This is a genomic window from Priestia sp. LL-8 (genome assembly GCF_036227845.1).
GTDB lineage: Bacteria > Bacillota > Bacilli > Bacillales > Bacillaceae_H > Priestia > Priestia zanthoxyli.
This window is the reverse complement of sequence record NZ_JAZAQH010000001.1, coordinates 4,380,797-4,404,662: the sequence shown is the minus strand read 5'-3', so window position 1 is coordinate 4,404,662 and position 23,866 is coordinate 4,380,797. Positions and strand designations below refer to the sequence as shown.

Below are 23,866 nucleotides of genomic sequence, written 5' to 3'. Positions count from 1 at the left end.
ATAAAAAGAAAAGCGAATATATACTGAATATGTAAGGAGACAGAGCGATGAAGGGGAAAAAATCCATTAATTATGTAAAAAGCGAATACATTGGCCGTACGCTTTCTACATTTTGCGGTATTTTAATTGTACTTGTTACGTTAGCTATTATCGTATTTATTTGTGAAAAAGGCATACAGTCATTTTTACAAAGTAATATATCAATCGGTGAAATGTTGACTTCAACAAAATGGAGCCCAAACAATAAAGAATACGGGGCGCTTGTGTTTATTCTGGGTTCCATGCTTGTATCAATCGGAGCCGTTATTATAAGTGCTCCAATTGGAATTGCTATCGCCATTTTTAACAACTATATTTCGCCTAAATTTGGGTCAACGGTTTTACGACCGGTTTTAGAACTTTTAGTCGGAGTTCCTTCAGTGGTATACGGTCTTTTAGGGGTTACCATTTTAGTACCGCTTCTTCGCGATAACTTCGGCGGAGTGGGCTTTAGTTTGATTGCCGGAATTATTGTCTTAAGCGTCATGATTCTTCCGACAATTGCAAGTATTGCTGACGATGCAATTCGAAGCGTAGCACCTGAATATTTAGAAGCTTCTTATGGACTAGGTTCAACAAGATGGCAGGCAATTAGCCGAGTTATTATTCCATCTGCTAAAACAGGTATTTTAACAGGTATCGTCTTAGGGCTTGCTCGCGCATTCGGAGAAGCGCTAGCTGTTCAAATGGTTATCGGAAATACGGTTAAGCTTCCTGAAAGCTTATATAGCCCAACCGCAACATTAACAGGTATTTTAACAATGGATATGTCTAATACGTTAAACGGAACGGCATGGAATAACGCATTGTGGACGTTAGCCATGATTTTACTGCTTATTTCTTTCGTGTTCATTTTAATTATCCGAGCAATTGGGAAACGAGGTGCTCATCAATGAGAAACAAAAATGCACGCACAGTAAATAATATATGGACAGGTATTTTTTATGGTATTGCCGCTCTAGTTGTTGCGCTATTAGTGTATTTAGTTGTTGAAATTATCGCTAAAGGCTGGGGATTTTGGGATCCGAACTTTTTATTTGGAAAGCCAAGCAATACGATGGCAGGAGGCGGTATCGGCCCCCAGCTGTTTAACTCGTTCTACATGCTTGTTTTAACGCTGATCATTTCTATTCCTCTTGGTTTAGGAGCCGGAATTTACTTAGCGGAGTACGCGAAGCAAGGTCGTTTCTTAAATTTCGTCCGCTTGTGTATTGAAACAATGGCGTCGTTACCGTCCATTGTAGTTGGTTTATTTGGATTGTTAATTTTCGTTACATTTTCAGGCTGGGGCTATACGCTTATCGGCGGAGCACTTGTGATTACAATTTTAAATTTACCGGGTTTAACGCGCGTATGTGAAAGTGCGATTGCATCTGTTCCTGCGAGTGTAAAAGAAGCGAGTTTAGGTTTAGGTGCGACTAAATGGCAGACAATTGTCAAAGTCGTCATTCCATCAGCAATTCAACAAATTATCACAGGCGTTATTTTAACAGCGGGACGAATTTTTGGAGAGGCAGCTGCGCTGATTTATACGGCTGGCTTAACGACGCCGATGTTAAATTCAAATGCTGACTTAACGAGTCCTGTAAACCCGTTTAATATTTTTCGACCAGCAGAGACGCTTGCCGTCCACATTTGGAAATTAAATTCTGAAGGAATCGTACCTGATGCAAGATTGATTGCAACAAAGTCAGCTGCTATTCTAATCATTATGGTTCTGTTGTTTAACATAGTCGCTCGTTTAGTCGCTAAACTTTTAGACAGCTACTTTAAAGGTTCAACAAAAACGAAAAAACGAAAAGACATTAAAAGTGCAGCTTAATAGATAAAGACAAAAAAGAAAATGGCTTTGAAACTGAGCATCAGTTTCAGCCATTTTCTTTTTTTAATGTTTCTAAACGATTGAAAACTTTTGAAAAGTATTTTTCTTGTCCATTTTGTTTAGGATGAAAATATTGTTTGTTTTTGATGCGATCCGGTAAATACTGTTGAAGGACCCATCCGTTATCAAAATCATGCGGGTATTGATATTTAACGCCTCGGCCAAGGTTCTCTGCCCCTTTGTAATGAGCATCCTTCAAATGAGCGGGAACGTCGCCGGACAACCCTTTTTTAATATCACTTATTGCTTCATCTAATGCTTTGTAGGCAGCGTTGGACTTCGGTGATAGGCAAAGCTCAATGACGGCGTTTGCAAGCGGAATACGAGCCTCTGGAAGTCCTAATCGCTCGGTTGCTTGAATAGCTGCTAGAGTTCTCATGCCAGCATCCGGATCAGCTAGTCCAATGTCTTCATAGGCAATGACTAAAAGGCGACGATTGATGCTGATCAAGTCTCCTGCTTCAATTAGCCGTCCCAAATAATGAAGAGCCGCATTTACGTCGCTGCCGCGAATTGATTTTTGAAAAGCCGATAATACATCATAATGAGCGTCACCATTTTTATCATGTGAAAAATATTTTTGCTGCAGACATTCTTCTGCCGTTTGTAAGGTAATAACGATTTTACCATCGCTTTCACCTGTTGATAAAACAGCCAGTTCCAGAGCATTCAAAGCTGAGCGCACGTCACCGTTACAGCTGTTGGCAAAGTGGTTCATAGCGTCATCTTCTACGATAATTTTTCTATCTCCAAAGCCGTTGGATGAGTCGTTGAGTGCTCTTGTTAGCGCCATTTTGATATCATCTGGCGTAAGAGATTTTAATTCGAAGATTTGGCACCTGCTTCGAATAGCAGGATTAATCGCGTGATAAGGATTGCTTGTTGTCGCTCCGATTAGAATGATCATGCCGTTTTCTAAATAAGGAAGCAAAAAGTCTTGCTTGGCTTTGTCAAGGCGATGAACTTCATCTAACAGCAGAATTACTTTGCCTGACATTTTGGCTTCTTCGGCGACAATTTCCATATCTTTTTTATTGTTTACAACGGCATTTAATTGACGAAACGCCGTGTTGGTTGTTTTTGCAATGGCTGTGGCAATTGTTGTTTTTCCAACGCCTGGAGGTCCATATAAAATCATCGAGCTTAAGTGATTTGCTTTTACCATTCGATAAATCATTTTATCTTTGCCAACTAAATGCTGCTGCCCGATAACGTCATCTAAATGAGTCGGACGCATTCGAAATGCGAGAGGTTTTGTAGCCATGTTTTTCTCCTTTCTTTTCTTTCACTGTATCACAAGAGGTGAATAGGTGGTGGAAATTTATCTTATAGGCATAGTATGTTATAATATCAGCAGTAACATTTGCAAGAAACGTGTATAGAGAAGTTCATATAGCTTAGTAAAAAACGACTCATCACAGCATTCAGTGACAACGTGAGGGTCTTATTTTTTTCATAAATAAAAAAGTGTATTGAAGGAGTGTATCGTATGAAAATTTCAACAAAAGGACGCTACGGTTTAACGATTATGATTGAGCTTGCAAAGCGCTTTGGCGAAGGTCCTATCTCGCTTAAGACTATTGCTCAAACCCACGATTTATCTGAACATTATTTGGAGCAGCTTATTTCACCGCTGCGTAACGCTGGGCTTGTAAAAAGCGTGCGCGGAGCTTATGGAGGTTACATCTTAGCACATGAACCTGCTAACATTACCTCTGGTGATATTATTTCTGTTTTAGAGGGTCCTATTAGTCCTGTAGAAGGAATTGAAGATGAAGAGCCTGCAAAACGCGAGCTGTGGATTCGTATTCGAGATGCGGTTAAAGAAGTTCTAGATAGTACAACGCTTGAAGATTTAGCAAATCATTCTGATGACGATCAAGCGTCTTATATGTTTTATATTTAATAATGAGCTAGGAGGCGTTTATTTTGGAACGTATTTATGTTGATCATGCAGCAACGTCTCCAATACATCCGGCAGTCGTTGAAAAAATGACGACTTTTATGCATGAGTACTTCGGAAATCCGTCTAGTATTCATCACTACGGGCGGGAGAGTCGACGTTACTTAGACGAAGCTCGCCAAACGATTGCAGCAAGTATTGGAGCACACGAAAATGAACTGATTTTTACAAGTGGTGGGACAGAAGCAGATAATATGGCACTGATCGGAGTAGCTCTCGCAAACCGCCATAAAGGAAATCATATTATTACCACGCAAATTGAACACCACGCTGTGCTTCATACGTGTGAATATCTAGAAACACAAGGTTTTGAAGTGACATATTTGCCGGTTGACGAGTATGGACAAGTATCCGTAGATGAAATAAAATCGGCCCTGACGAATCAAACAATTCTTGTCTCGGTGATGTTTGGAAATAATGAAGTAGGCGCTATTCAGCCAATTGGAGAAATTGGGGCTCTATTAAAAGAGCATGGAGCATATTTCCATACGGATGCAGTGCAAGCTTATGGATTAATTCCGTTAAATGTGCAACAATTAGGTGTCGATCTTTTATCCGTTTCGGCTCATAAAATTAACGGACCAAAAGGGATGGGCTTTTTATATGCAGCTGCTCACGTTTCACTGTCTCCTTTACTATTTGGAGGAGAACAAGAGCGCAAACGACGAGCTGGAACTGAGAACATGACAAGTATTGTCGGGTTTGAAGAAGCTGTAAAAATTTCGCAACAAACGCTGCAAACACGTGCAGATGAATATAGAAGATACAAAGAAATAATGGTAGCTGTGTTGAAAGAAGAAGGTATTTCATTTGAAATTAACGGACATCTTGAAAATTCTCTGCCACATGTGTTAAATTTATCATTTCCAAAAACAAATGTTGAATCGATGCTCGTAAATTTAGACTTAGCAGGAATTGCGGCATCGAGCGGTTCAGCTTGCACAGCGGGAGCAATCGATCCTTCTCATGTGCTTGTTGCTATGTTTGGAAAAGGTTCTGAACGTTTAACAACTTCTATTCGATTTAGCTTTGGCTTAGGGAACTCTGCTGAGCAAATTGAAAAAACCGCACGTCAAACAGCAAACATCGTTAAGCGACTAACGATGTAAATAGCAGCCATCAGTAGGGTCTTCATCCCTCACTGATGGTTTGTGTCGTTTCTTTCGCTTTTTAGCGAACAATTTAATTAAAATGAAGAAAACGGAGGTGGCGAAGTTGACAAAATCACCTAAAGATACACGTGTAGTAGTCGGAATGAGCGGAGGCGTTGATTCATCTGTAGCAGCTCTTTTATTAAAACAACAAGGATACGATGTGATCGGAATCTTTATGAAAAACTGGGACGATACGGATGAAAACGGCGTTTGTACTGCGACTGAAGATTATAACGATGTTATTCGCGTATGTAATCAAATTGGTATTCCCTACTATGCAGTCAACTTTGAGAAACAATATTGGGATAAAGTATTTACCTACTTTTTAGATGAATATAAAGCAGGTCGTACACCGAATCCTGATGTAATGTGTAATAAAGAAATTAAATTCAAAGCCTTTTTGGAGCATGCAATGACGCTAGGAGCAGACTATCTAGCGACAGGACATTATGCACGCGTTGCGTACCGCGACGGGGAGTATAAAATGCTTCGAGGCGTAGATGGAAATAAAGATCAAACGTATTTCTTGAATCAATTAGGACAAGATCAGCTTTCAAAAGTAATGTTCCCAATTGGTGAAATTGAGAAATCAAAAGTGCGTGAAATTGCAAAAGAAGCAGGCCTTGCTACAGCAACGAAAAAAGACAGCACAGGTATTTGCTTTATTGGTGAACGTAACTTCAAGGAATTTTTAAGTCAGTATCTTCCTGCTCAGCCAGGTGTGATGCAAACGCTTGACGGCGAAGTGAAAGGCAAGCATGACGGCCTTATGTACTACACGATTGGTCAACGCCATGGTTTAGGCATCGGAGGCAGCGGCGAACCTTGGTTTGTAGTTGGAAAAGATTTAGAAAAAAACGTTTTATACGTCGATCAAGGCTTTCACAATGAGTTGCTTTATTCTACATCTCTTACAGCAACAAATATCAGCTGGGTCAGCGACCGTGACTGGTCGTCACCAATGACGTGCACAGCAAAATTCCGCTATCGTCAAACCGATTCAGCAGTAACCGTTGAAAAAGTCGATGATGATACAATTAAAGTTATTTTTGCTGAACCCGTGCGCGCAATTACGCCAGGTCAAGCAGTTGTGTTTTACAAAGATGATGAATGTCTTGGCGGAGCAACTATTGACAAAGTATTTCAAGAAGAAGAGCAAATTTGGTACGTATAATTCATATAAGCAAGAACGAAAAACCTCGGCTGTATATAGCTGAGGTTTTTCTATGATATACTCTAATTATTGGGTAAACTAACAACTTACATATTCTAGATTTTCATGACGCGAAAATCTTTTAAATCATAATTAAAACAGTGGAGTGAACAAAAAAATGACAGATAAAAATCAGCTAGGAATTCAGTATATGCAGGAAGGGAAATTTGAAGAGGCAGCTAAAACATTTTCAGAAGCAATTGAAGATAATCCAAAAGATCCGATTGTGTATGTGAATTTTGGTAATTTATTAGCGGCTGTTAGTGAAATGGACCGTGCTTTAAAATTTTATGAGCGTGCGATTGAATTAGATGAAGAAACGGCAACAGCTTATTACGGAGCAGGAAACATTTACTTTAACGCAGAGCAGCTTGAGCAGGCAAAGCACTACTTTGATTTAGCAATCAAAAAAGGCTTAGATTCATCCGATGCGTACTTTATGCTTGGTTTAACGCTGTTTCATATGGAAGAAATTCGTTTTGCGATGCCTTATCTTCAGCGAGCAGTCGAACTAAACGAACATGATGTAGAAGCAAAATTTCAGTACGGCCTTTGTTTAGCACAGCTGGAAATGGTAGATGAAGCGATTGCTGAATTTCTTAAGGTAGTCAATCAAGAGCCAGAACATGCCGATGCTTTTTATAATTTAGGCGTAGCATATGCCATGAAAGATGACAAAGACAAGGCGATTGAAATGTTAGATGAAGCTTTAAACGTGCAGCCAGATCACGTAATGGCAGCAAATGCCAAACAAGTTCTGTCTACATTAGAACATTAAGAAAGCGGGTAAAGGAAGGATAACATGAACGAAGAACAAGTGAACCCTTCACAGCCAGAACGTCATTATATAAGCGGCACGTCAATTGTAACGGTCTTTCATAACGAAGAAAACTTATATAACGTTACGCGGATACGGATCAAAAAAACAAATTTAGAGATTGAAGATAAAGAAACGGTTGTTACAGGCTATTTTCCTAAGTTGAATGAAGATGAAGTATACACGTTTTACGGGGACTTCAAAGAGCATCCAAAGTTCGGCCTGCAGTTTCATGTTGAACAGTTTAAAAAAGAACTTCCGCAATCAAGGCAAGGGGTTGTTCAGTACCTATCTAGCGATTTATTTCACGGAATCGGTAAAAAAACCGCTGAAAATATTGTGGACGCCCTAGGAGAACGCGCTATCTTTCGTATTTTACAAAATGAGTCTGTGCTAAAAGAGGTGCCGAGGCTTTCAGCCGACAAGGCAGAAGCTTTAGTCACTCAGCTTCGTGAACATCAAGGGTTAGAAGAAGTAATGGTAAAGCTGACGGACCTCGGGTTTGGACCGCAGCTTTCGATGAAGATTTTCCAAGCGTACAAACAAGAAGCGCTTGAAATTGTTCAAAATAACCCTTATCAGCTCGTAGAAGATATTCAAGGGATTGGTTTTAGCCGGGCCGATGAACTTGGAAAGAGACTTGGTATGGCAACCAATCATCCTGATCGTTTGCGTGCGGGTATTTTATACGTCATTGAGCAAGAATGCAATCAAATGGGACATGTATACGTCACGGCAGATCAGCTGTATGGAAAAACAGCAGAGCTTCTTCGGAAAAGCAGGCATGAGAATCTGTCTGAAATGGATCTTACAAGAGAAGTGGACGCATTAAAAGCAGACAAAAAGCTTATTATTCAAGACGAAAAAATTTATTTTCCTCCCCTTTTTTATGCTGAAAAAGGACTGGTTAAAGCTATTCAAACAATTATGGCTCAAACGCAGTACGAAGAGCAGTTTCCAGAATCAGAATTTTTACTAGCTCTGGGTGAGCTAGAAGAGCGATTAGACGTGCAATATGCACCGTCTCAGCGCAAGGGTATACAAACCGCTTTAATGTCTCCAATGCTTCTTTTAACAGGTGGACCAGGTACAGGGAAAACAACAGTTATTAAAGGAATAGTCGAACTCTATGCAGAACTTCATGGATGTTCGTTAAATCCAGGGGACTATAAAAAAGATGAAGCTTTTCCTGTTTTACTTGTCGCACCTACTGGACGAGCTGCTAAACGAATGAGCGAAGCGACGGGACTTCCGGCGGTTACGATTCACAGATTATTAAAATGGAACGGACAAGAAGGATTTGATCATAATGAGGAGAATCCAATTGACGGAAAATTACTGATTGTGGATGAAGTATCAATGGTAGATTTGTGGCTTGCTCATCAGCTGTTTAAATCTCTTCCTGCTAATTTACAGGTTATTTTAGTTGGAGACGAAGACCAGCTTCCTTCAGTAGGTCCGGGACAGGTGTTAAAAGATTTACTGAGTTCAGAAGTAGTTCCTACCGTCCGCCTGACGGATGTATACAGGCAAGCGGAAGGATCGTCAATTATTGATTTGGCTCATGAAATAAAAAAAGGAAAGCTTCCGGAAGACTTATCGAGGCAGCAAGGAGATCGTTCCTTTATTCGTTGTCAAGGACAGCACATCACAAACGTCGTGCAACAAGTTTGCGGGAATGCGTTAAAAAAAGGCTATACGGCTAAAGATATTCAAGTTTTAGCTCCTATGTATAAAGGTCCTGCAGGGATTGATAAACTGAATGAAGTTCTTCAGGAATTATTTAACCCGGCTTCTGAGCAAAGAAGAGAGCTTAAGCACGGAGATATTACGTACCGAGTCGGAGATAAAGTGCTGCAGCTTGTAAATCAGCCGGATAGCAACGTATTTAACGGAGACATGGGAGAAATCGTCTCGGTTTTCTTTGCCAAAGAAAATACGGAAAAACAGGATATGCTGGTTATTTCATATGAAGGAAATGAAGTAACTTACACAAAGCAAGACTTTAATCAAATAACCCATGCATACTGCTGTTCCATCCATAAATCACAGGGAAGTGAATTTCCTATTGTTGTACTTCCGATTGTCAAAAGCTATTACCGAATGCTGCGACGCAATTTGCTTTATACCGCCGTTACGCGAAGTAAACAATTTTTAATTTTATGCGGCGAAGACGAAGCGTTTCAGCTTGGAGTCAGCCGAAATGAAGACAGCGTCCGACAAACGAACCTACAGCCCTTGCTTCGAGAAAGCTTAGATAACGATATAGAAGATCCCGAAATTCCATTTATGAAAGATGCAAATATTGGGATGGAAAACGTTACGCCGTATGATTTTATGTAACCTTTCGCATGCTAACAAAGAGTTAAATAAACTCCTTTGTTGCCATCCTTCTTTGCTAATTGTCAGAAAATAAAGTATGGACATGGAAAGAAGTGGACATAATGCGTTTATATAAGTAGAACGTATAAAGAGGTGTCGACTTTGTTTAAATGTCCAAACTGTAAAAGTATTGACGTTGGCAAAATTGGTGTAAATCAGTATTACTGCTGGAATTGTTTTATTGAAATGACTATTTCAAAAGGACAAATTAATACTCACCAAGTAGAAGAAGATGGAACATTGAGCTCGCTTGATGATTTGTTCTCAGACGACGAGCGTACAATCAATTTCTAATTCTTTTTTACCGGGAGGAAGAGCAATGGGCAGAATCATTCCGTCAGTAGTCGCTTTCGGTCTTGGAGCTTATGCATTTAAAATGGCAGATGATCGAGAGATGTTTACAAAAAGAAATATGAAAAAAATGCGTAAACGTATGATGAAAGCTATTCACTAATAAAAAAAGCACTATTGCACTGAGCTGCAATAGTGCTTTTTTACAGGCAGAAGAGACAACTGCATGTATAAACTCCTTTCTTTATCAAAAAATAGAAGAGAGGAGGAGTTTACGTTGAAAGATAGCTCATTCAAATGGTTCTATAGATTCGGCCTGCTGTTATTAGCGCTGCTGTGCATATTAGTCTTTTTTAAAGTTCAGTTTTTATGGCTTCCTGTTATTTACATGTTTTTAAAAGCACTGCTGCCTTTTTTTATTGCGGCATTCATTACATATTTACTTCATCCGCTTATTGAAAAAACCCATGACAAAGGCGTGCCTCGTCCTCTAGCTATTTTACTGATCTACATCATCTTTTTTGGAGGAATCGGATTTGGAGCCTATAAGTCGTACCCTATTTTTGTGGAACAAGTAAAAGATTTAAACGAGCAGCTGCCTCATTTTACGAATACATATAGACATTGGGTAGAATCGATTCATGATCGTACAACTTCACTTCCAAACGGTGTACATGAAAAAATTGAAGGCAGCATTGATGATGTAGAGGCTACGCTCAACGTGTGGCTTACAAAAGTGGCGGAAGGATTAAAATCATTGATTACCTCTTTTTTGATTTTAATCATTATTCCATTTATTGTTTTTTATATGCTAAAGGATTTTTCCTCTATTAAGAAAGCAACAGCTTATGTTACACCTAAAAAGTGGCACAAACCAGGCGAACGTTTTTTATCGGATGTGAATGAATCGCTCGGCAATTACATTAGAGGGCAATTTTTTGTTTGTCTCATTATTGGTGTGATTGCCACAGCAGCACTGTGGTTCTTTCATGTACCTTATGCACTTCTTTTAGGCTTTATTATTGGCGTAACGAATATCATCCCGTATTTTGGCCCGATTATTGGCGCGGTTCCAGCAGCTATTATTGCAGCCACAATCTCGATAAAACTGGTTATCACCATTGTGATTATTATCTTTGTGCTGCAGTTTCTAGAGGGAAATGTTCTGTCTCCGCTTATCGTAGGAAAGAGTCTTCATATTCATCCTTTGTTTATCATGCTTGCGCTCCTTTTAGGAGGAGAGTTTGGAGGAGTATTGGGTCTCATTTTGGCTGTGCCAATTTTAGCAGTCATTAAAATATCTATTTTGCATATCCGCTCTTATACGCTCAAACATTGACAAAGAGCGGTTAATTTGTCATAATATCGCCATAAGAAAACGCTACATATTTTGAACACAATGATGGATCGAGTACGTTGCACACTGGTTTTTAGAGAAGGGCTTCCTTGGCTGAAAGAAGCGCTAAACAAAGAGCAGCGGAACGCTAGTCCAGAGTGCAGGCTAAAACCTGCCGTGTCAGCAACGTTAACGCTATGAAGGTGATAAATGCTTTTGGCATTTATAATCAGGGTGGTACCGCGAGTTCAACTCTCGTCCCTGCTACAGGGATGAGAGTTTTTTTGTGTGCAAATAACTAGCAATTACTTTTGGACACAGGGAAAATAGATGCTTTTATGTCATCATTTTTTTGTCTATAAATAAGAAGAGTATTAAAGGAGGACCAATCATGAAAAAACTGACGTCAGCACAAGTTCGTCAAATGTATTTAGATTTCTTTAAAGAAAAAGGCCATGATGTAGAACCAAGCGCATCTTTAGTTCCGCATGAAGATCCATCTTTATTATGGATTAACAGTGGAGTAGCTACATTAAAAAAATATTTTGATGGTCGTGTTATTCCTCAAAATCCGCGTATTTGTAACGCACAAAAATCTATTCGTACAAACGATATCGAAAACGTAGGTAAAACGGCTCGCCATCATACGTTTTTTGAAATGCTTGGTAATTTCTCTATCGGTGATTATTTCAAAGAAGAAGCAATCCAATGGGCATGGGAATTCTTAACGAGCGATAAATGGATTGGATTCGACGCAGATAAACTATCTGTAACAGTTCACCCTGAAGATGAAGAAGCATTTAAGATTTGGAATGAAAAAATGGGCGTGCCTAAAGAACGCATCATTCGTTTAGAAGGTAATTTCTGGGATATCGGAGAAGGTCCGAGTGGTCCAAATACAGAGATCTTTTATGATCGCGGAGAAGCATATGGAAATGATCTAACTGATCCGGAATTATATCCAGGTGGAGAAAATGAGCGTTATTTAGAAATTTGGAACCTTGTATTTTCTCAGTTTAATCATAATCCTGATAATACGTACACGCCGCTTCCAAAGAAAAACATTGATACGGGAATGGGCTTAGAGCGTATGGTTTCTGTTATTCAAGATGTGCAAACAAACTTTGATACAGATTTGTTTATGCCAATTATTGAAGCAACTGAAAACATTTCAGGCGCTAAATATCGTACAAATGATGAGCAAGATACGGCATTTAAAGTCATTGCTGACCATATTCGTACGGTAACATTTGCTGTAGGTGATGGTGCGCTTCCTTCAAATGAAGGCCGTGGGTATGTGTTGCGCCGTTTGTTACGCCGAGCAGTTCGCTATGCTAAAAAGTTAAACATTAATCGTCCGTTCATGTACGAGCTAGTGCCGGTAGTAGGTGAAATCATGGTTGATTTCTATCCGGAAGTAAAGGAAAAAACGGATTTTATCCAGCGTGTAGTAAAAAATGAAGAAGAGCGTTTTCACGAAACGTTAAATGACGGACTAGCTATTTTGGCAACTGTTATTAAAAAGGAAAAAGCGCAAAACAGTGATACAGTACAAGGCGAAGATGTATTCCGTTTATATGACACGTATGGATTCCCTGTTGAATTAACGGAAGAATATGCAGAAGATGAGAACATGAAAATTGATCATGCAGGTTTTGAACGTGAAATGGAAGCACAGCGTGAGCGTGCGCGTGCTGCTCGTCAAGATTCTAGTTCTATGCAAGTTCAAGGCGGCGTACTTGGTGAAGTAACCGTTGCAAGTCAGTTTGTTGGCTATGATAAAAATGAAGTAAAAACAGTTGTTGAAGCAATTATTGTAGACGGTGAGCTTGTTGATCGCGCTGAGGCTGGAACAGAAGCGCAAGTCATCTTAAGCCACACGCCATTCTACGCAGAAAGCGGCGGTCAAATTGCGGACCAAGGCACGATCCAAAGTGCTTCAGGAACAGCTGAAGTAAAAGACGTTCAAAAAGCGCCAAACGGCCAAAATGTCCAAACGGTATCTGTAACAAACGGTGAGCTTTTAAAAGGTGAAACATATACGGCAACGCTTGATGAAGAAAACCGCAGTGCGATTGTGAAAAACCATACGGCAACGCATTTATTGCATCAAGCATTAAAAGATACGTTAGGAACGCATGTTAATCAAGCGGGTTCTTTAGTAACAGCGGATCGCTTGCGCTTTGACTTCTCTCATTTTGGTCAAGTGACACAGGAAGAGCTTGAGAAAATTGAACAAATCGTTAATGAAAAGATTTGGGACAGCATCTCTGTACAAATTGAAAACAAAGCAATTGACGAAGCAAAAGCGATGGGTGCAATGGCACTATTTGGTGAGAAATACGGAGATATCGTGCGCGTAGTACAAGTAGGCGACTACAGCTTAGAATTATGTGGTGGATGTCACGTGCCAAATACATCTGTTATCGGTTTATTTAAAATTGTATCAGAATCGGGAATCGGTGCAGGTACTCGACGCATTGAAGCTGTAACTGGAAAAGCTGCCTATCAGTTAATGAACGATCAAGTAGGCTTACTAAAAGAAGCTGCAGCAAAAGTAAAATCCAATCCGCGTGATTTAGTAGGACGCGTAGAAGGATTACTAGAAGAAATCCGTAACCTTCAGCGTGAAAATGATTCACTATCTACAAAGCTTGGCAATATTGAAGCTGGCAATCTCGTTGACCGCGTGCAAAACATTAATGGTGTGAATGTACTAGCAGCGAAAGTAAATGCAACGGATATGAATAACCTTCGTGCAATGGTCGACGATTTAAAACAAAAATTAGAATCTGCGGTGATCGTATTAGCTTCTCCACAAGGTGAAAAGGTAAATATTATTGCTGGTGTAACAAAAGATTTAATTGCTAAAGGCCATCATGCTGGCAAACTTGTCAAAGAAGTAGCGACGATTTGCGGCGGAGGCGGAGGCGGACGCCCTGACATGGCGCAAGCTGGAGGGAAAGACGCTAGCCAAATTGAAAAAGCACTTGGCACTGTAGAAGAATGGGTTAAATCCGTTTAATTCTCCTCTTTCTTGGTGTACAATATAAATAAGACTTAGCATAGTGCACAATGTGTTCACAAATTAAGAGAGTGAGGTGGGACCGTGAGTTCATTTGATAAAACCATGCAATTTAATTTTCAAGATGAGCCAGCTGAAACAAACGTACATGAAGTATTGTTTACGGTTTATGACGCACTGCAAGAAAAAGGCTACAACCCGATTAACCAAATCGTTGGGTATTTGTTATCAGGAGACCCTGCTTACATTCCTCGTCATAACGATGCGAGAAACACAATTCGCCAGTTAGAGCGAGACGAGCTCATTGAAGAACTTGTTAAATCTTATTTACAACAGCATCGAAAGGATTCATAAATGCGCGTATTAGGATTAGATGTAGGAACCAAGACAATTGGTGTGGCAGTTAGTGATGAAATGGGATGGACAGCGCAAGGAATTGAAACAATTAAAATTGCAGATGAGCAGATGGAGCAATCATATCCTCGTTTACAGGAGTTAATTGACGAATATTCCGTAGAGAAAATCGTAGTGGGTCTTCCTAAAAATATGAATGGTACGATTGGCCCTCGAGGCGAAGCGTGCATTGAGTTTGCTGACAATGTCACAGAAAAACTTAACATTGAAACGATGATGTGGGACGAGCGCTTGTCGACGATGGCAGCGGAGCGAGTACTGCTGTCTGCCGATGTAAGCCGCAAGAAACGCAAAAAAGTAATCGATAAAATGGCAGCTGTTATGATTCTTCAAGGATACTTAGACAGCAAACAGTAAGAAAAGCAGCAGGCTTTGCCTTAGCTGACAAGTTATGAATTTCCCTTTTGCATATTCTTTTGTACGTAAAAGGGAAGTGAAATAACTGAACGGCTTGCTTTTCGCTGAAGAAAAAGTTAAGCTAAGAGCTTACAATATAAAATGAGGTGCAAACATGAGCGTAGAAGAAAATAAAATTACAATCGTCGATGAGAATGGAAATGAGCAGCTATGCGAAATTTTATTCACATTTGATTCTGATCAATATAACAAATCATATGTAATTTACTATCCAATCGGAGCAGACCAAGATGATGAAGAGGAAATTGAAATTCATGCATCTGCTTTCACACCAAGTGAAGATGGTCAAGACGGTGAGCTTCAACCGATTGAAACAGAAGAAGAGTGGGACATGGTTGAGGAAATGGTTAATACATTCCTTGACGAAGAAGGCGAATAATTATAGTGAAAAAGCTGATGACAATTGTTATCAGCTTTTTTTTACATAGCGGCTGTTATTTTTAGATATAAAAAGGTTTTTCCTTGCATTCTTAGGGCAGATTGTATGATAATGACGAAAAATAAGATAAATTGTAGTATAATAATTCCTGCGTGTGAGAGTGCATTTTAATAAAAGAATTCATTGTTTGAACGGATGAAACTAGACTTTGGGCAGACAATAACATAAATCATGGAAAAATTTTAGAAGAGGCGAGAGTTTAAGGAAGCGATACCATCTCACACCTATAGGCGATACGAATGAATCGTAATCTCATGTCTCCTCTCTGTTCATACTTATAAAAAACCAAGAAGAAAAGAGGTGAAACTGGTTGTATCTTCTTTTACAGAAGTAGATTTAACCAGGAAGCTGCTTGTCGCAACAAACATTTTTACCACCTAATCGTTCAAGAAAAAAACGACTTATTTTTATTACAATTATCGTACTTCTTTTACTAGTTGGCGGTGCATTTTTCTATGCTCAATCCCGCTTAACGCCCGTGGATCGAAACAGCAATAAAAAAGTAAATGTGACCATTCCACAAGGTTCTTCCGTCCAATCGATTGGTACGGTATTGAAAAAAGAAGATTTAATTAAAAGTAAAAGTGCATTTCGCTATTACGTAAAATTAACCCATGTGTCTGGATTTCAAGCTGGAACGTATTTATTTTCTCCTTCCATGAGCTTAGGGGAAATGGTTGAAAAAATGGAAAAAGGCGAGGTTTCAAAACAACCTGATATTCGTGTCACCATTCCAGAAGGACGCCAGCTTGTCGAAATTGCTGATATCATTGCTAAAAATACAAAGTTTACAAAAGACGAAGTCATGAAAAAGCTAGACGATAAGGCATTCGTCAATAAAATGAAAGAAAAATATCCAGATTTAGTAACGGATGAAGTGATGCAAAAAGATATTAAACATCCGCTAGAAGGTTATTTATATCCCGTTACGTATGATTTTTATGATAAAAATGTGTCGTTAGATGAAATATTGGATAAAATGGTAGGGAAAACAAATAATGTATTAGGTCAGTACAGTGGGCAAATGAAGAAGAAAAAATTTAGTGCACATAAATTGTTAACAATGTCTTCTCTCATTGAAGAGGAAGCGACTGCGAAAGTCGACCGAGAAAAAATTGCCAGCGTCTTTTATAATCGCCTTGAAAAAGACATGCCTCTTCAAACGGATCCAACCGTCTTATATGCCTTAGGAGAGCATAAAGACCGCGTGTTTTATAAGCATTTAGAAGTGGACTCTCCTTACAATACGTATAAAGTAAAAGGGTTGCCTCCAGGACCAATTGCCAGCTCTGGGTTGATGTCAATCAAAGCTGCGTTACATCCAGCCAATACAGATTATTTATACTTCTTGGCTACACCTGAAGGAAAAGTTATTTTTACCAAAACGTTAGAAGAACATAACAAAGAAAAAGCCAAGCATATTACAGGTAAAGAAAAGCAAAATACCGAAAAATAATTGGAAATTTAAAATTGGGGAATCGCGATACTTCGCATTCCCCATCTTTTATGTTAAAATATATCGGGTTTACGTAAAAACGAAAAAAACTTATAATAGACTAGTTGTCTTACTATTTTGCAGTAATGAAACGTTATGAAAACATAATGTAAAATGTACTTCTGAGAACGGAGGAAGTGTTTTGCTTTTACAAAACGTAGAGCAGTATGTGGAAAAGCTTATTCCTAAGCGCCAGGAGCTTATTGAAGAAATGGAAGCTTATGCAAAAGAATATCACGTTCCGATTATGGAATTGATTGGTGTTGAAACGCTATTGCAAATTCTTCGTCTTCATCAGCCAAAACATATATTAGAAATTGGAACAGCGATTGCATATTCGTCTATTCGAATGACCCATGCGCTTCCAGAGGCACGAGTGGTTACGGTAGAACGAAATGAAGAGCGTTACCAAAAAGCGCAAGAGTTTATTGAACGGGCGGGAAAACAAGATAAAATTGTGTCGTTGTTTGGAGATGCACTTGAGCTTAGAGATGAAATTGAACGTCATGGTCCTTATGATGCAGTCTTTATCGATGCAGCTAAAGGTCAGTATCAGCGTTTTTTCGAACATTATGAGCCGATGCTATCTTCTAAAGGAATGATTATTTCGGATAACGTACTATTTAAAGGTCACGTAGCGACCGATTTGGCGGAAGTAGAAACACGTCGACGCCGCAGCTTAATTAAAAAAATTCAGGCATACAATACGTGGCTGATGAATCATCCCGATTATTATACAACTATTCTCCCTATTGGAGACGGAATCGCGATTAGTATTAAAAGAGGTGACCAAGAATGAAAAAACCAGAACTATTAGTGACACCAACTGCAGTTTCGGAAATCGAATCATTACTACAAGCTGGAGCAACGGCTATTATGGTTGGTGAACAGCGCTATGGTTTGCGTTTAGCAGGTGAATTCAAACGTGAAGATATCGTAGAAGCTGTAAATATTGCTCATCAGCATAATGCAAAAGTCTACGTAGCGATGAATGGATTATTTCACAATGATAAAATCGCCGAATTAAATGAATATATTTTATTCTTAAAAGAGGCAAGCGTGGATGCGATTGTATTTGGAGATCCTGCTGTATTAATGGCAGTGCGTGAAACAGCTCCAGAAATGAAGATGCACTGGAGTACCGAGACAACGGGAACAAACTGGTATTCATGTAACTACTGGGGCCGCAAAGGAGCTAAGCGTGCAGTTCTTGCTCGTGAGCTAAGCATGGATAGCATCATTGATATTAAAGAAAAAGCCGAAGTAGAAATTGAAGTTCAGGTGCATGGCATGACGTGTATGTTCCAATCAAAACGTTCACTTCTTGGCAACTACTTTGAGTATCAAGGAAAAGTCATGGAAATTGAAAATCGTAAAGTAGAAAAAGATATGTTTTTACTTGATAATGAGCGAAACAATAAGTATCCAATTTTCGAAGATGAAAATGGAACGCACATTATGAGTCCAAATGATATGTGCATTATCGATGAGCTTTCCGAAATGATTGACGCTGAAGTAGACGTATTCAAAATTGACGGCGTATTAAAGTCACCGCAATATATTTTAGAAGTAACAAAAAAATATCGTCAAGCGATTGATTTATGTGTAGATGACCGTGAAGAATACGAAAACGTTAAAGACGATTTGTTAGAAGAAATTGAAAGCTTGCAGCCAATTAACCGCCCGTTAGACACAGGGTTTTTCTTTAAAGAAACGGTATATTAAAAAGCATGCAAAGAAAGATAAACAAAGGAGGTACAAACGATGGCTGTTCAAATCGATACTGTAGTAGAAGGTAAACGAGTTATTACTAAGAAGCCTGAGTTGTTAGCTCCAGCCGGTAACCTTGAAAAATTAAAAGTTGCCGTACACTATGGAGCAGATGCTGTGTTTATCGGAGGAAAAGAGTTTGGCCTTCGTTCAAATGCAGATAACTTTACATTTGAAGAAATGGCGGAAGGTGTTCAGTTTGCAAACAAATACGGCGCACGTATTTATGTTACAACAAACATTTTTGCTCACAATGAAAATATGGACGGACTTGAAGATTATTTAATGGGATTAGAGCGCGCTGGTGTTTCTGGAATCATCGTAGCTGATCCGTTAATTATCGAAACCTGTCGACGCGTTGCACCTAAGCTTGAAGTACACTTAAGTACGCAGCAATCACTTTCAAACTGGAAAGCCGTTCAGTTCTGGAAAGAAGAAGGATTAGAACGTGTTGTACTTGCTCGTGAAACGGGTGCTGAAGAAATGCGCGAAATGAAAGAAAAAGTGGATATTGAAATTGAAGCTTTTATTCACGGAGCGATGTGTATTGCTTATTCAGGCCGCTGCGTGCTAAGTAACCATATGACAGCGCGTGATTCAAACCGCGGAGGCTGCTGTCAATCATGCCGTTGGGACTATGATTTATTTAAAGTAGAAGACGGTAAAACGGAAACGGCTTTATTTGATGAGCAAGATGATCCGTTTGCAATGAGTCCAAAAGACTTAAATTTAATTCAATCTATCCCTCAAATGATTGAGCTGGGTATTGATAGCTTAAAAATTGAAGGACGTATGAAGTCGATTCACTATATCGCAACAGTGGTGAGCGTATATCGCAAGGTGATTGACGCATATTGTGCAGATCCTGAGAATTTTGTGATTCAAAAAGAATGGCTTGATGAGCTAGACAAATGTGCAAACCGCGACACGGCTCCTGCCTTTTTTGAAGGGGTTCCTGGAGTGGATGAGCAAATGTTTGGCGTACACGGCAAGAAAACAAAATTTGATTTTGCTGGTTTAGTATTGAATTATGATGAAGAAACAAGCATCGTGACATTGCAACAGCGTAACTATTTTAAACCGGGAGAAGAAGTGGAATTTTTCGGTCCGGAAATTAAAAACTTTACGCAAAAAATAGATAAAATTTGGGACGAAGATGGCAATGAACTAGATGCTGCGCGTCATCCGCTGCAAATTGTGAAATTTAAAGTGGACCAACCTCTATTTTCATATAACATGATGCGAAAGGGGATTTAAATATAAAATGGGGAAAAAGCCCGTTGTAATCGGTATCGCTGGTGGATCCGGTTCTGGTAAAACAACTGTAACCAAAGCTATTTATGAGTATTTTAAAGGGCATTCTATTATGCTTCTTGAGCAAGACTATTATTATAAAGATCAAAGCGATGTACCGTTTGAACAGCGTTTGCAAACAAACTACGATCATCCTTTAGCATTTGATAATGATTTGCTGATTGAACACTTGCAAAACTTATTAAATTATGAGAGCATTGACAAACCGGTATATGATTACGCAATTCATACGCGCTCTGAGAAGGTAATTAGAGAAGAACCAAAAGATGTTATTATCTTAGAAGGTATTCTTGTACTAGAAGATCAGCGCTTGCGTAATTTAATGGATATCAAGCTATACGTAGATACAGATGCGGATCTTCGTATCATTCGTCGTATGCTTCGTGATATTAAAGAACGAGAGCGTACGCTTGAGTCAGTTGTTGATCAATACGTATCTGTCGTTCGCCCGATGCATAATCAGTTTGTTGAACCAACAAAACGTTATGCAGATATTATCATTCCTGAAGGCGGTCAAAACCACGTAGCGATTGACTTGATGGTCACTAAAATTCAAACAATTCTTGAACAAAATGCCATTTTATAATAACATAGCATAGATGCAGGAATTTTTTTGAAGACAATGCAGACATATTCTGCTAACTAAACACAAACATTATAAAGAATAGAGAAACGAGCAGCTTCTATTTTGAAGCTGTCATTTCTCTATTAACTGATTTTTCCACAGAGTGGAAAATTTTTTGTACATACAGAAATCGACTGTATACACTAGAGATTTTGAGTTCAAGAAGGAGTGAAGGGATTATGGCACAAGAAAAAGTATTTCCAATGACAGAAGAAGGAAAACTAAAGCTAGAGCAAGAGCTAGAATATTTAAAAACAGTAAAACGTAAAGAAGTTGTAGAGCGTATCAAAATCGCCCGCAGTTTTGGAGATTTATCGGAGAACTCTGAGTACGATTCTGCAAAAGACGAGCAGGCTTTCGTAGAAGGCCGTATTACAACGCTTGAAAATATGATTCGCAATGCAAAAATTATTGAAGAAGATGTAGAAAACTCTTCTATTGTATCATTAGGTAAATCTGTAACATTTGTAGAATTGCCAGATGGTGATGAAGAAACGTATACAATTGTAGGTAGTGCAGAAGCAGATCCGTTTGAAGGGAAAATTTCAAATGATTCGCCAATTGCTAAAAGTCTAATGGGCAAACAAATTGGAGATCAAGTAACTGTTCAAACTCCTGGTGGAGATATGTCAGTGAAAATTGTATCTGTTAAGTAAAGCATATGGTTGGAAGCGTTCTACTGAATGCTCGTAAGTAAAAAAGCTGACACGCGTCAGCTTTTTTTATATGATTTTAAAAAGCGGAGAGAATAGAAAAGATATGTAAGAAAGGAAAGATGAAGATGAAAGATATCGATTTTACTAAAACAGCGCTTGTTTTAATTGATTTACAAAAAGGGATTGTTCCAATTGGAGGAGACGAAATTGTGGAGAAATCTGTTCAGCTTGTGAATCGTTTCCGCGAACAAAATGGATTTATTAGCTTTGTACGAGTAGATTTTCAAGATGGAAAAGATGCGTTGATGCCAGAAACGGATCAAAAGCCATCTGCTCCTCAAGAAAGACCTGCAGATTGGGCGGAATTTGATCCAAGACTTAATGTTCAAGAGAGTGATTACATTGTAACAAAACGTCAGTGGGGAGCCTTTTTTGGGACAGATTTAGATCTTCAGCTTCGCCGAAGAGGAATTGATACAATTGTCCTTTGCGGAATTGCAACAAATATTGGTGTGGAAAGTACAGCTCGTGAAGCATTTCAGTATGGGTATAACCAAATTTTTATCACGGATGCCATGGCGACATTTACAAAAGAAGAGCATGAAGCAACTCTTTCTTACATCTTTCCGAAAATAGGAAAGCTAAGAACAACTCAACAATTTTTAACGGAAAATTAATAATAAAAACTTGCTGATTCAGCAAGTTTTTTTGTGAAATGAAAAAAAGAATGAATATTTCTTAAGATAATGGTTTTAAAAGTAATGGCAACGTCGACACTTGTAAAGAGTGAGGTGTAGTCATGAAAATAATTCACAAGCGAATTTATATTACTCTTATTTTTATTTTATTATTAATTAGCGGACTGGGAGCACGTCTTGTTCAACTCCAGCTTGTCAGCACAGAATCTTTTACTGACAAAAAGATCAACTTAATTGAAGGAAGCGTAAAACAGCGTACGCAGGAAATGGTGGTAGATGACGGGCGAGGGAAATTTGAAGATAAAAATGGACAGTCTTTAACATCTATCACGCATAATCGCTTAGTCCTGTTTCCATTTTTAGAAAAAATGAAGTGGCCTGTTCAGCAAGTAAGTGAAATCGTGGGAATGCAACCAAAGGAACTAACTAACAGACTAGCGAATGCTAAAACACCGGTTGTTATTACAAAAGAATTATCCCATGCACAAGTCGAAAAAATAAATGTATTAAAGGTACCTGGCGTATTTGGAATTCCTCTAAAAGATGAGCGTCCAGTTCCTCTTGCTGAACATTTAATCGGACTAGAGGCACAAAGCAAACAAATAATTGAAGAGAAGTATAGTGACAAATTGAAAAATGGAGCAATTAAATCAACTACGCCTGTAGGTATCTCAGGGATGCAGAGGGCTTTTGACGAGTTTTTGCTGCCTGAACAGGAGTCTAAGCTCCTTTATCATGTTGATCGCCTAGGTGGGCCTATGTTTGGCATCGATGTAAAATACACGGGTACAGCTAACCCTTATTATCCAGTCAGTGTGCGTACGACGCTTGATTTGTCTGCTCAGGAGCTGGTGGAGAATACATTAAATCATTATAAGTTAAAAGACGGAGGAGCTGTCTTAATTGATATAAAAAACAATAAAGTAATTGCGATGGCCAGTAGGCCTTCGATTAATAAGAAAGATCCATTTAAAAAGCAAAATGGTTCAGACAGCGTAGAAAATCGTTTGCTGACGCCACAAACTCCTGGATCTATATTTAAAACCGTAACAGCTGCTGCAGCGCTTGAACAAAATAAAATTCAGCCTTCTTTGACCTATAACTGCGATAAAAGTATTTATGGCAATAATGTAGAAGAAGATCATCAGAAAGGGCAGCTGACGTTTGAAGAAAGCTTCGCGCAAAGTTGTAATGCAACGTTTGCCCAGCTAGCAAAAGAAATGATAATATCTAATCCGAATATCCTTGAACAATATGCTGATAAGTTAGGGCTTATTCAGCCTGTAGGATGGACAGGTGATGTGTTCCACTTTGAACATTTTAAGCAGTTTTTAGGAGAAAAATCGGGAAGAGTTTGGACAAATACAAGAGAAAAAAAAGTACCAAATGCTGTAGCGCAAACGGCAATTGGACAGCTTGACGTAAAAGTGACTCCGCTTGCAGTAGCAAATATGATGGCGACAATTGCACGCGGAGGAGAAAAGAAACAGGTAAAAGCTGTAGATGCGCTAGAGTATAAAAACAACACGTCATTGTATACGTTTAAAGAGCATGAGCTAAAAGGAGATACCCTTAATAAAGCCACAGCTGATTCTATGCAGCAGCTTTTAAAAGGTGTCGTACAGAGCGAAAAAGGAACAGGAAGAAGATTTCAAACGCTTCCTTATGAAGTGGCAGGAAAGTCAGGAACTGCTGAAATCAATGTGAAAGACGATATCGTCAATAAATGGTTTGCGGGTTACTTTCCTGCAGATGATCCAAAATATGCAATGGTAGTAGTGGATTTAAATACAAAAAGTGCGATATCTCCCACAAACAGCGTATTTTATGATATTGTTAAAGGGATGTATGACTTAAATACACGTTAAAACAAGAAGAATTTGTAAAAAATATTACAAATATACTTCAAATAAATTTTGATGCTTCATGTATAAGA

23 protein-coding genes and 1 other annotated feature are annotated in these 23,866 nt (G+C 38.9%); of the genes, 22 read left to right on the top strand and 1 reads right to left on the bottom strand.

Going from position 1 to position 23,866, the window contains the following annotated elements; all coding sequences use genetic code 11:
* The first annotated feature begins 47 nt into the window (after window positions 1-47).
* Both pstC and pstA read left to right on the top strand, forming a co-directional pair.
* Entirely contained in the window at window positions 48-935 is an 888-nt protein-coding gene (pstC, locus tag U9R83_RS23055) for a phosphate ABC transporter permease subunit PstC (protein ID WP_013059300.1), read from the top strand.
* Window positions 932-1,861 (top strand): phosphate ABC transporter permease PstA, encoded by a 930-nt coding sequence (gene pstA / locus U9R83_RS23050; RefSeq protein ID WP_328575426.1) that lies wholly within the window; start codon window positions 932-934, stop codon window positions 1,859-1,861. The genes pstC and pstA overlap by 4 nt, the downstream gene beginning before the upstream one ends.
* Before the next feature lie 46 nt (window positions 1,862-1,907).
* Here pstA and U9R83_RS23045 read toward each other — a convergent pair whose 3' ends face one another.
* A complete protein-coding gene (locus U9R83_RS23045) occupies window positions 1,908-3,185 on the bottom strand; it encodes a replication-associated recombination protein A (RefSeq protein ID WP_226554882.1) in 1,278 nt (425 codons plus the stop codon).
* A gap of 225 nt (window positions 3,186-3,410) precedes the next feature.
* Between U9R83_RS23045 and cymR the strand changes: the two genes are divergently transcribed.
* The 20 genes from cymR to U9R83_RS22945 all read left to right on the top strand — a co-directional run bounded on the left by cymR (window position 3,411) and on the right by U9R83_RS22945 (window position 23,798).
* Window positions 3,411-3,827, top strand: coding sequence for a cysteine metabolism transcriptional regulator CymR (cymR, locus tag U9R83_RS23040; RefSeq protein ID WP_013059297.1), 417 nt, complete (start codon window positions 3,411-3,413; stop codon window positions 3,825-3,827).
* Window positions 3,828-3,850: 23 nt separating this feature from the next.
* Window positions 3,851-4,993 carry a cysteine desulfurase family protein gene (locus U9R83_RS23035; protein WP_042991874.1) on the top strand — a complete coding sequence of 381 codons (1,143 nt, stop codon included), beginning with the start codon at window positions 3,851-3,853 and terminating at the stop codon, window positions 4,991-4,993.
* A 106-nt stretch (window positions 4,994-5,099) separates the two neighbouring features.
* A complete protein-coding gene (gene mnmA / locus U9R83_RS23030; RefSeq protein ID WP_014458148.1) occupies window positions 5,100-6,212 on the top strand; it encodes a tRNA 2-thiouridine(34) synthase MnmA in 1,113 nt (370 codons plus the stop codon).
* A gap of 157 nt (window positions 6,213-6,369) precedes the next feature.
* Window positions 6,370-7,029, top strand: coding sequence for a tetratricopeptide repeat protein (locus U9R83_RS23025; RefSeq protein WP_013085089.1), 660 nt, complete (start codon window positions 6,370-6,372; stop codon window positions 7,027-7,029).
* A gap of 24 nt (window positions 7,030-7,053) precedes the next feature.
* On the top strand, window positions 7,054-9,411 hold the full coding sequence (gene recD2, locus U9R83_RS23020; RefSeq protein ID WP_014458149.1) for an SF1B family DNA helicase RecD2: 2,358 nt from the start codon (window positions 7,054-7,056) through the stop codon (window positions 9,409-9,411).
* A 141-nt stretch (window positions 9,412-9,552) separates the two neighbouring features.
* A complete protein-coding gene (locus tag U9R83_RS23015) occupies window positions 9,553-9,744 on the top strand; it encodes a hypothetical protein (RefSeq protein WP_013059292.1) in 192 nt (63 codons plus the stop codon).
* 25 nt (window positions 9,745-9,769) lie between these two features.
* On the top strand, window positions 9,770-9,904 hold the full coding sequence (locus tag U9R83_RS23010) for a YrzQ family protein (RefSeq protein ID WP_013059291.1): 135 nt from the start codon (window positions 9,770-9,772) through the stop codon (window positions 9,902-9,904).
* A gap of 114 nt (window positions 9,905-10,018) precedes the next feature.
* Window positions 10,019-11,080 carry an AI-2E family transporter gene (locus tag U9R83_RS23005; RefSeq protein WP_013059290.1) on the top strand — a complete coding sequence of 354 codons (1,062 nt, stop codon included), beginning with the start codon at window positions 10,019-10,021 and terminating at the stop codon, window positions 11,078-11,080.
* 51 nt (window positions 11,081-11,131) lie between these two features.
* Window positions 11,132-11,343, top strand: a binding site (T-box leader).
* 125 nt (window positions 11,344-11,468) lie between these two features.
* Complete coding sequence (gene alaS, locus U9R83_RS23000; protein ID WP_328575425.1) at window positions 11,469-14,102, top strand: alanine--tRNA ligase; 2,634 nt, start codon at window positions 11,469-11,471, stop codon at window positions 14,100-14,102.
* An 84-nt stretch (window positions 14,103-14,186) separates the two neighbouring features.
* Window positions 14,187-14,456, top strand: a complete 270-nt coding sequence (locus U9R83_RS22995) for an IreB family regulatory phosphoprotein (RefSeq protein ID WP_013059287.1) — start codon at window positions 14,187-14,189, stop codon at window positions 14,454-14,456.
* Window positions 14,457-14,873, top strand: coding sequence for a Holliday junction resolvase RuvX (ruvX, locus tag U9R83_RS22990; protein WP_209367886.1), 417 nt, complete (start codon window positions 14,457-14,459; stop codon window positions 14,871-14,873).
* A gap of 154 nt (window positions 14,874-15,027) precedes the next feature.
* Window positions 15,028-15,312 (top strand): DUF1292 domain-containing protein, encoded by a 285-nt coding sequence (locus U9R83_RS22985; protein ID WP_013059285.1) that lies wholly within the window; start codon window positions 15,028-15,030, stop codon window positions 15,310-15,312.
* 412 nt (window positions 15,313-15,724) lie between these two features.
* Entirely contained in the window at window positions 15,725-16,828 is a 1,104-nt protein-coding gene (gene mltG / locus U9R83_RS22980) for an endolytic transglycosylase MltG (protein ID WP_014458156.1), read from the top strand.
* Window positions 16,829-17,009: 181 nt separating this feature from the next.
* A complete protein-coding gene (locus U9R83_RS22975) occupies window positions 17,010-17,666 on the top strand; it encodes an O-methyltransferase (RefSeq protein WP_115654940.1) in 657 nt (218 codons plus the stop codon).
* Complete coding sequence (locus U9R83_RS22970) at window positions 17,663-18,592, top strand: peptidase U32 family protein (protein WP_014458158.1); 930 nt, start codon at window positions 17,663-17,665, stop codon at window positions 18,590-18,592. Before U9R83_RS22975 ends, U9R83_RS22970 begins: the two co-directional genes overlap by 4 nt.
* A 39-nt stretch (window positions 18,593-18,631) precedes the next feature.
* Window positions 18,632-19,894, top strand: a complete 1,263-nt coding sequence (locus tag U9R83_RS22965) for a peptidase U32 family protein (protein ID WP_013059281.1) — start codon at window positions 18,632-18,634, stop codon at window positions 19,892-19,894.
* Between the two features lie 7 nt (window positions 19,895-19,901).
* Window positions 19,902-20,537: a uridine kinase gene (gene udk / locus U9R83_RS22960; RefSeq protein ID WP_013059280.1), complete on the top strand. Its 636-nt coding sequence runs from the start codon at window positions 19,902-19,904 to the stop codon at window positions 20,535-20,537.
* Between the two features lie 218 nt (window positions 20,538-20,755).
* Window positions 20,756-21,232, top strand: coding sequence for a transcription elongation factor GreA (gene greA / locus U9R83_RS22955; RefSeq protein WP_013059279.1), 477 nt, complete (start codon window positions 20,756-20,758; stop codon window positions 21,230-21,232).
* A gap of 119 nt (window positions 21,233-21,351) precedes the next feature.
* Window positions 21,352-21,909 carry an isochorismatase family protein gene (locus tag U9R83_RS22950; protein ID WP_371906138.1) on the top strand — a complete coding sequence of 186 codons (558 nt, stop codon included), beginning with the start codon at window positions 21,352-21,354 and terminating at the stop codon, window positions 21,907-21,909.
* Between the two features lie 122 nt (window positions 21,910-22,031).
* Window positions 22,032-23,798, top strand: coding sequence for a peptidoglycan D,D-transpeptidase FtsI family protein (locus tag U9R83_RS22945; protein ID WP_328575424.1), 1,767 nt, complete (start codon window positions 22,032-22,034; stop codon window positions 23,796-23,798).
* Window positions 23,799-23,866 lie beyond the last annotated feature (68 nt).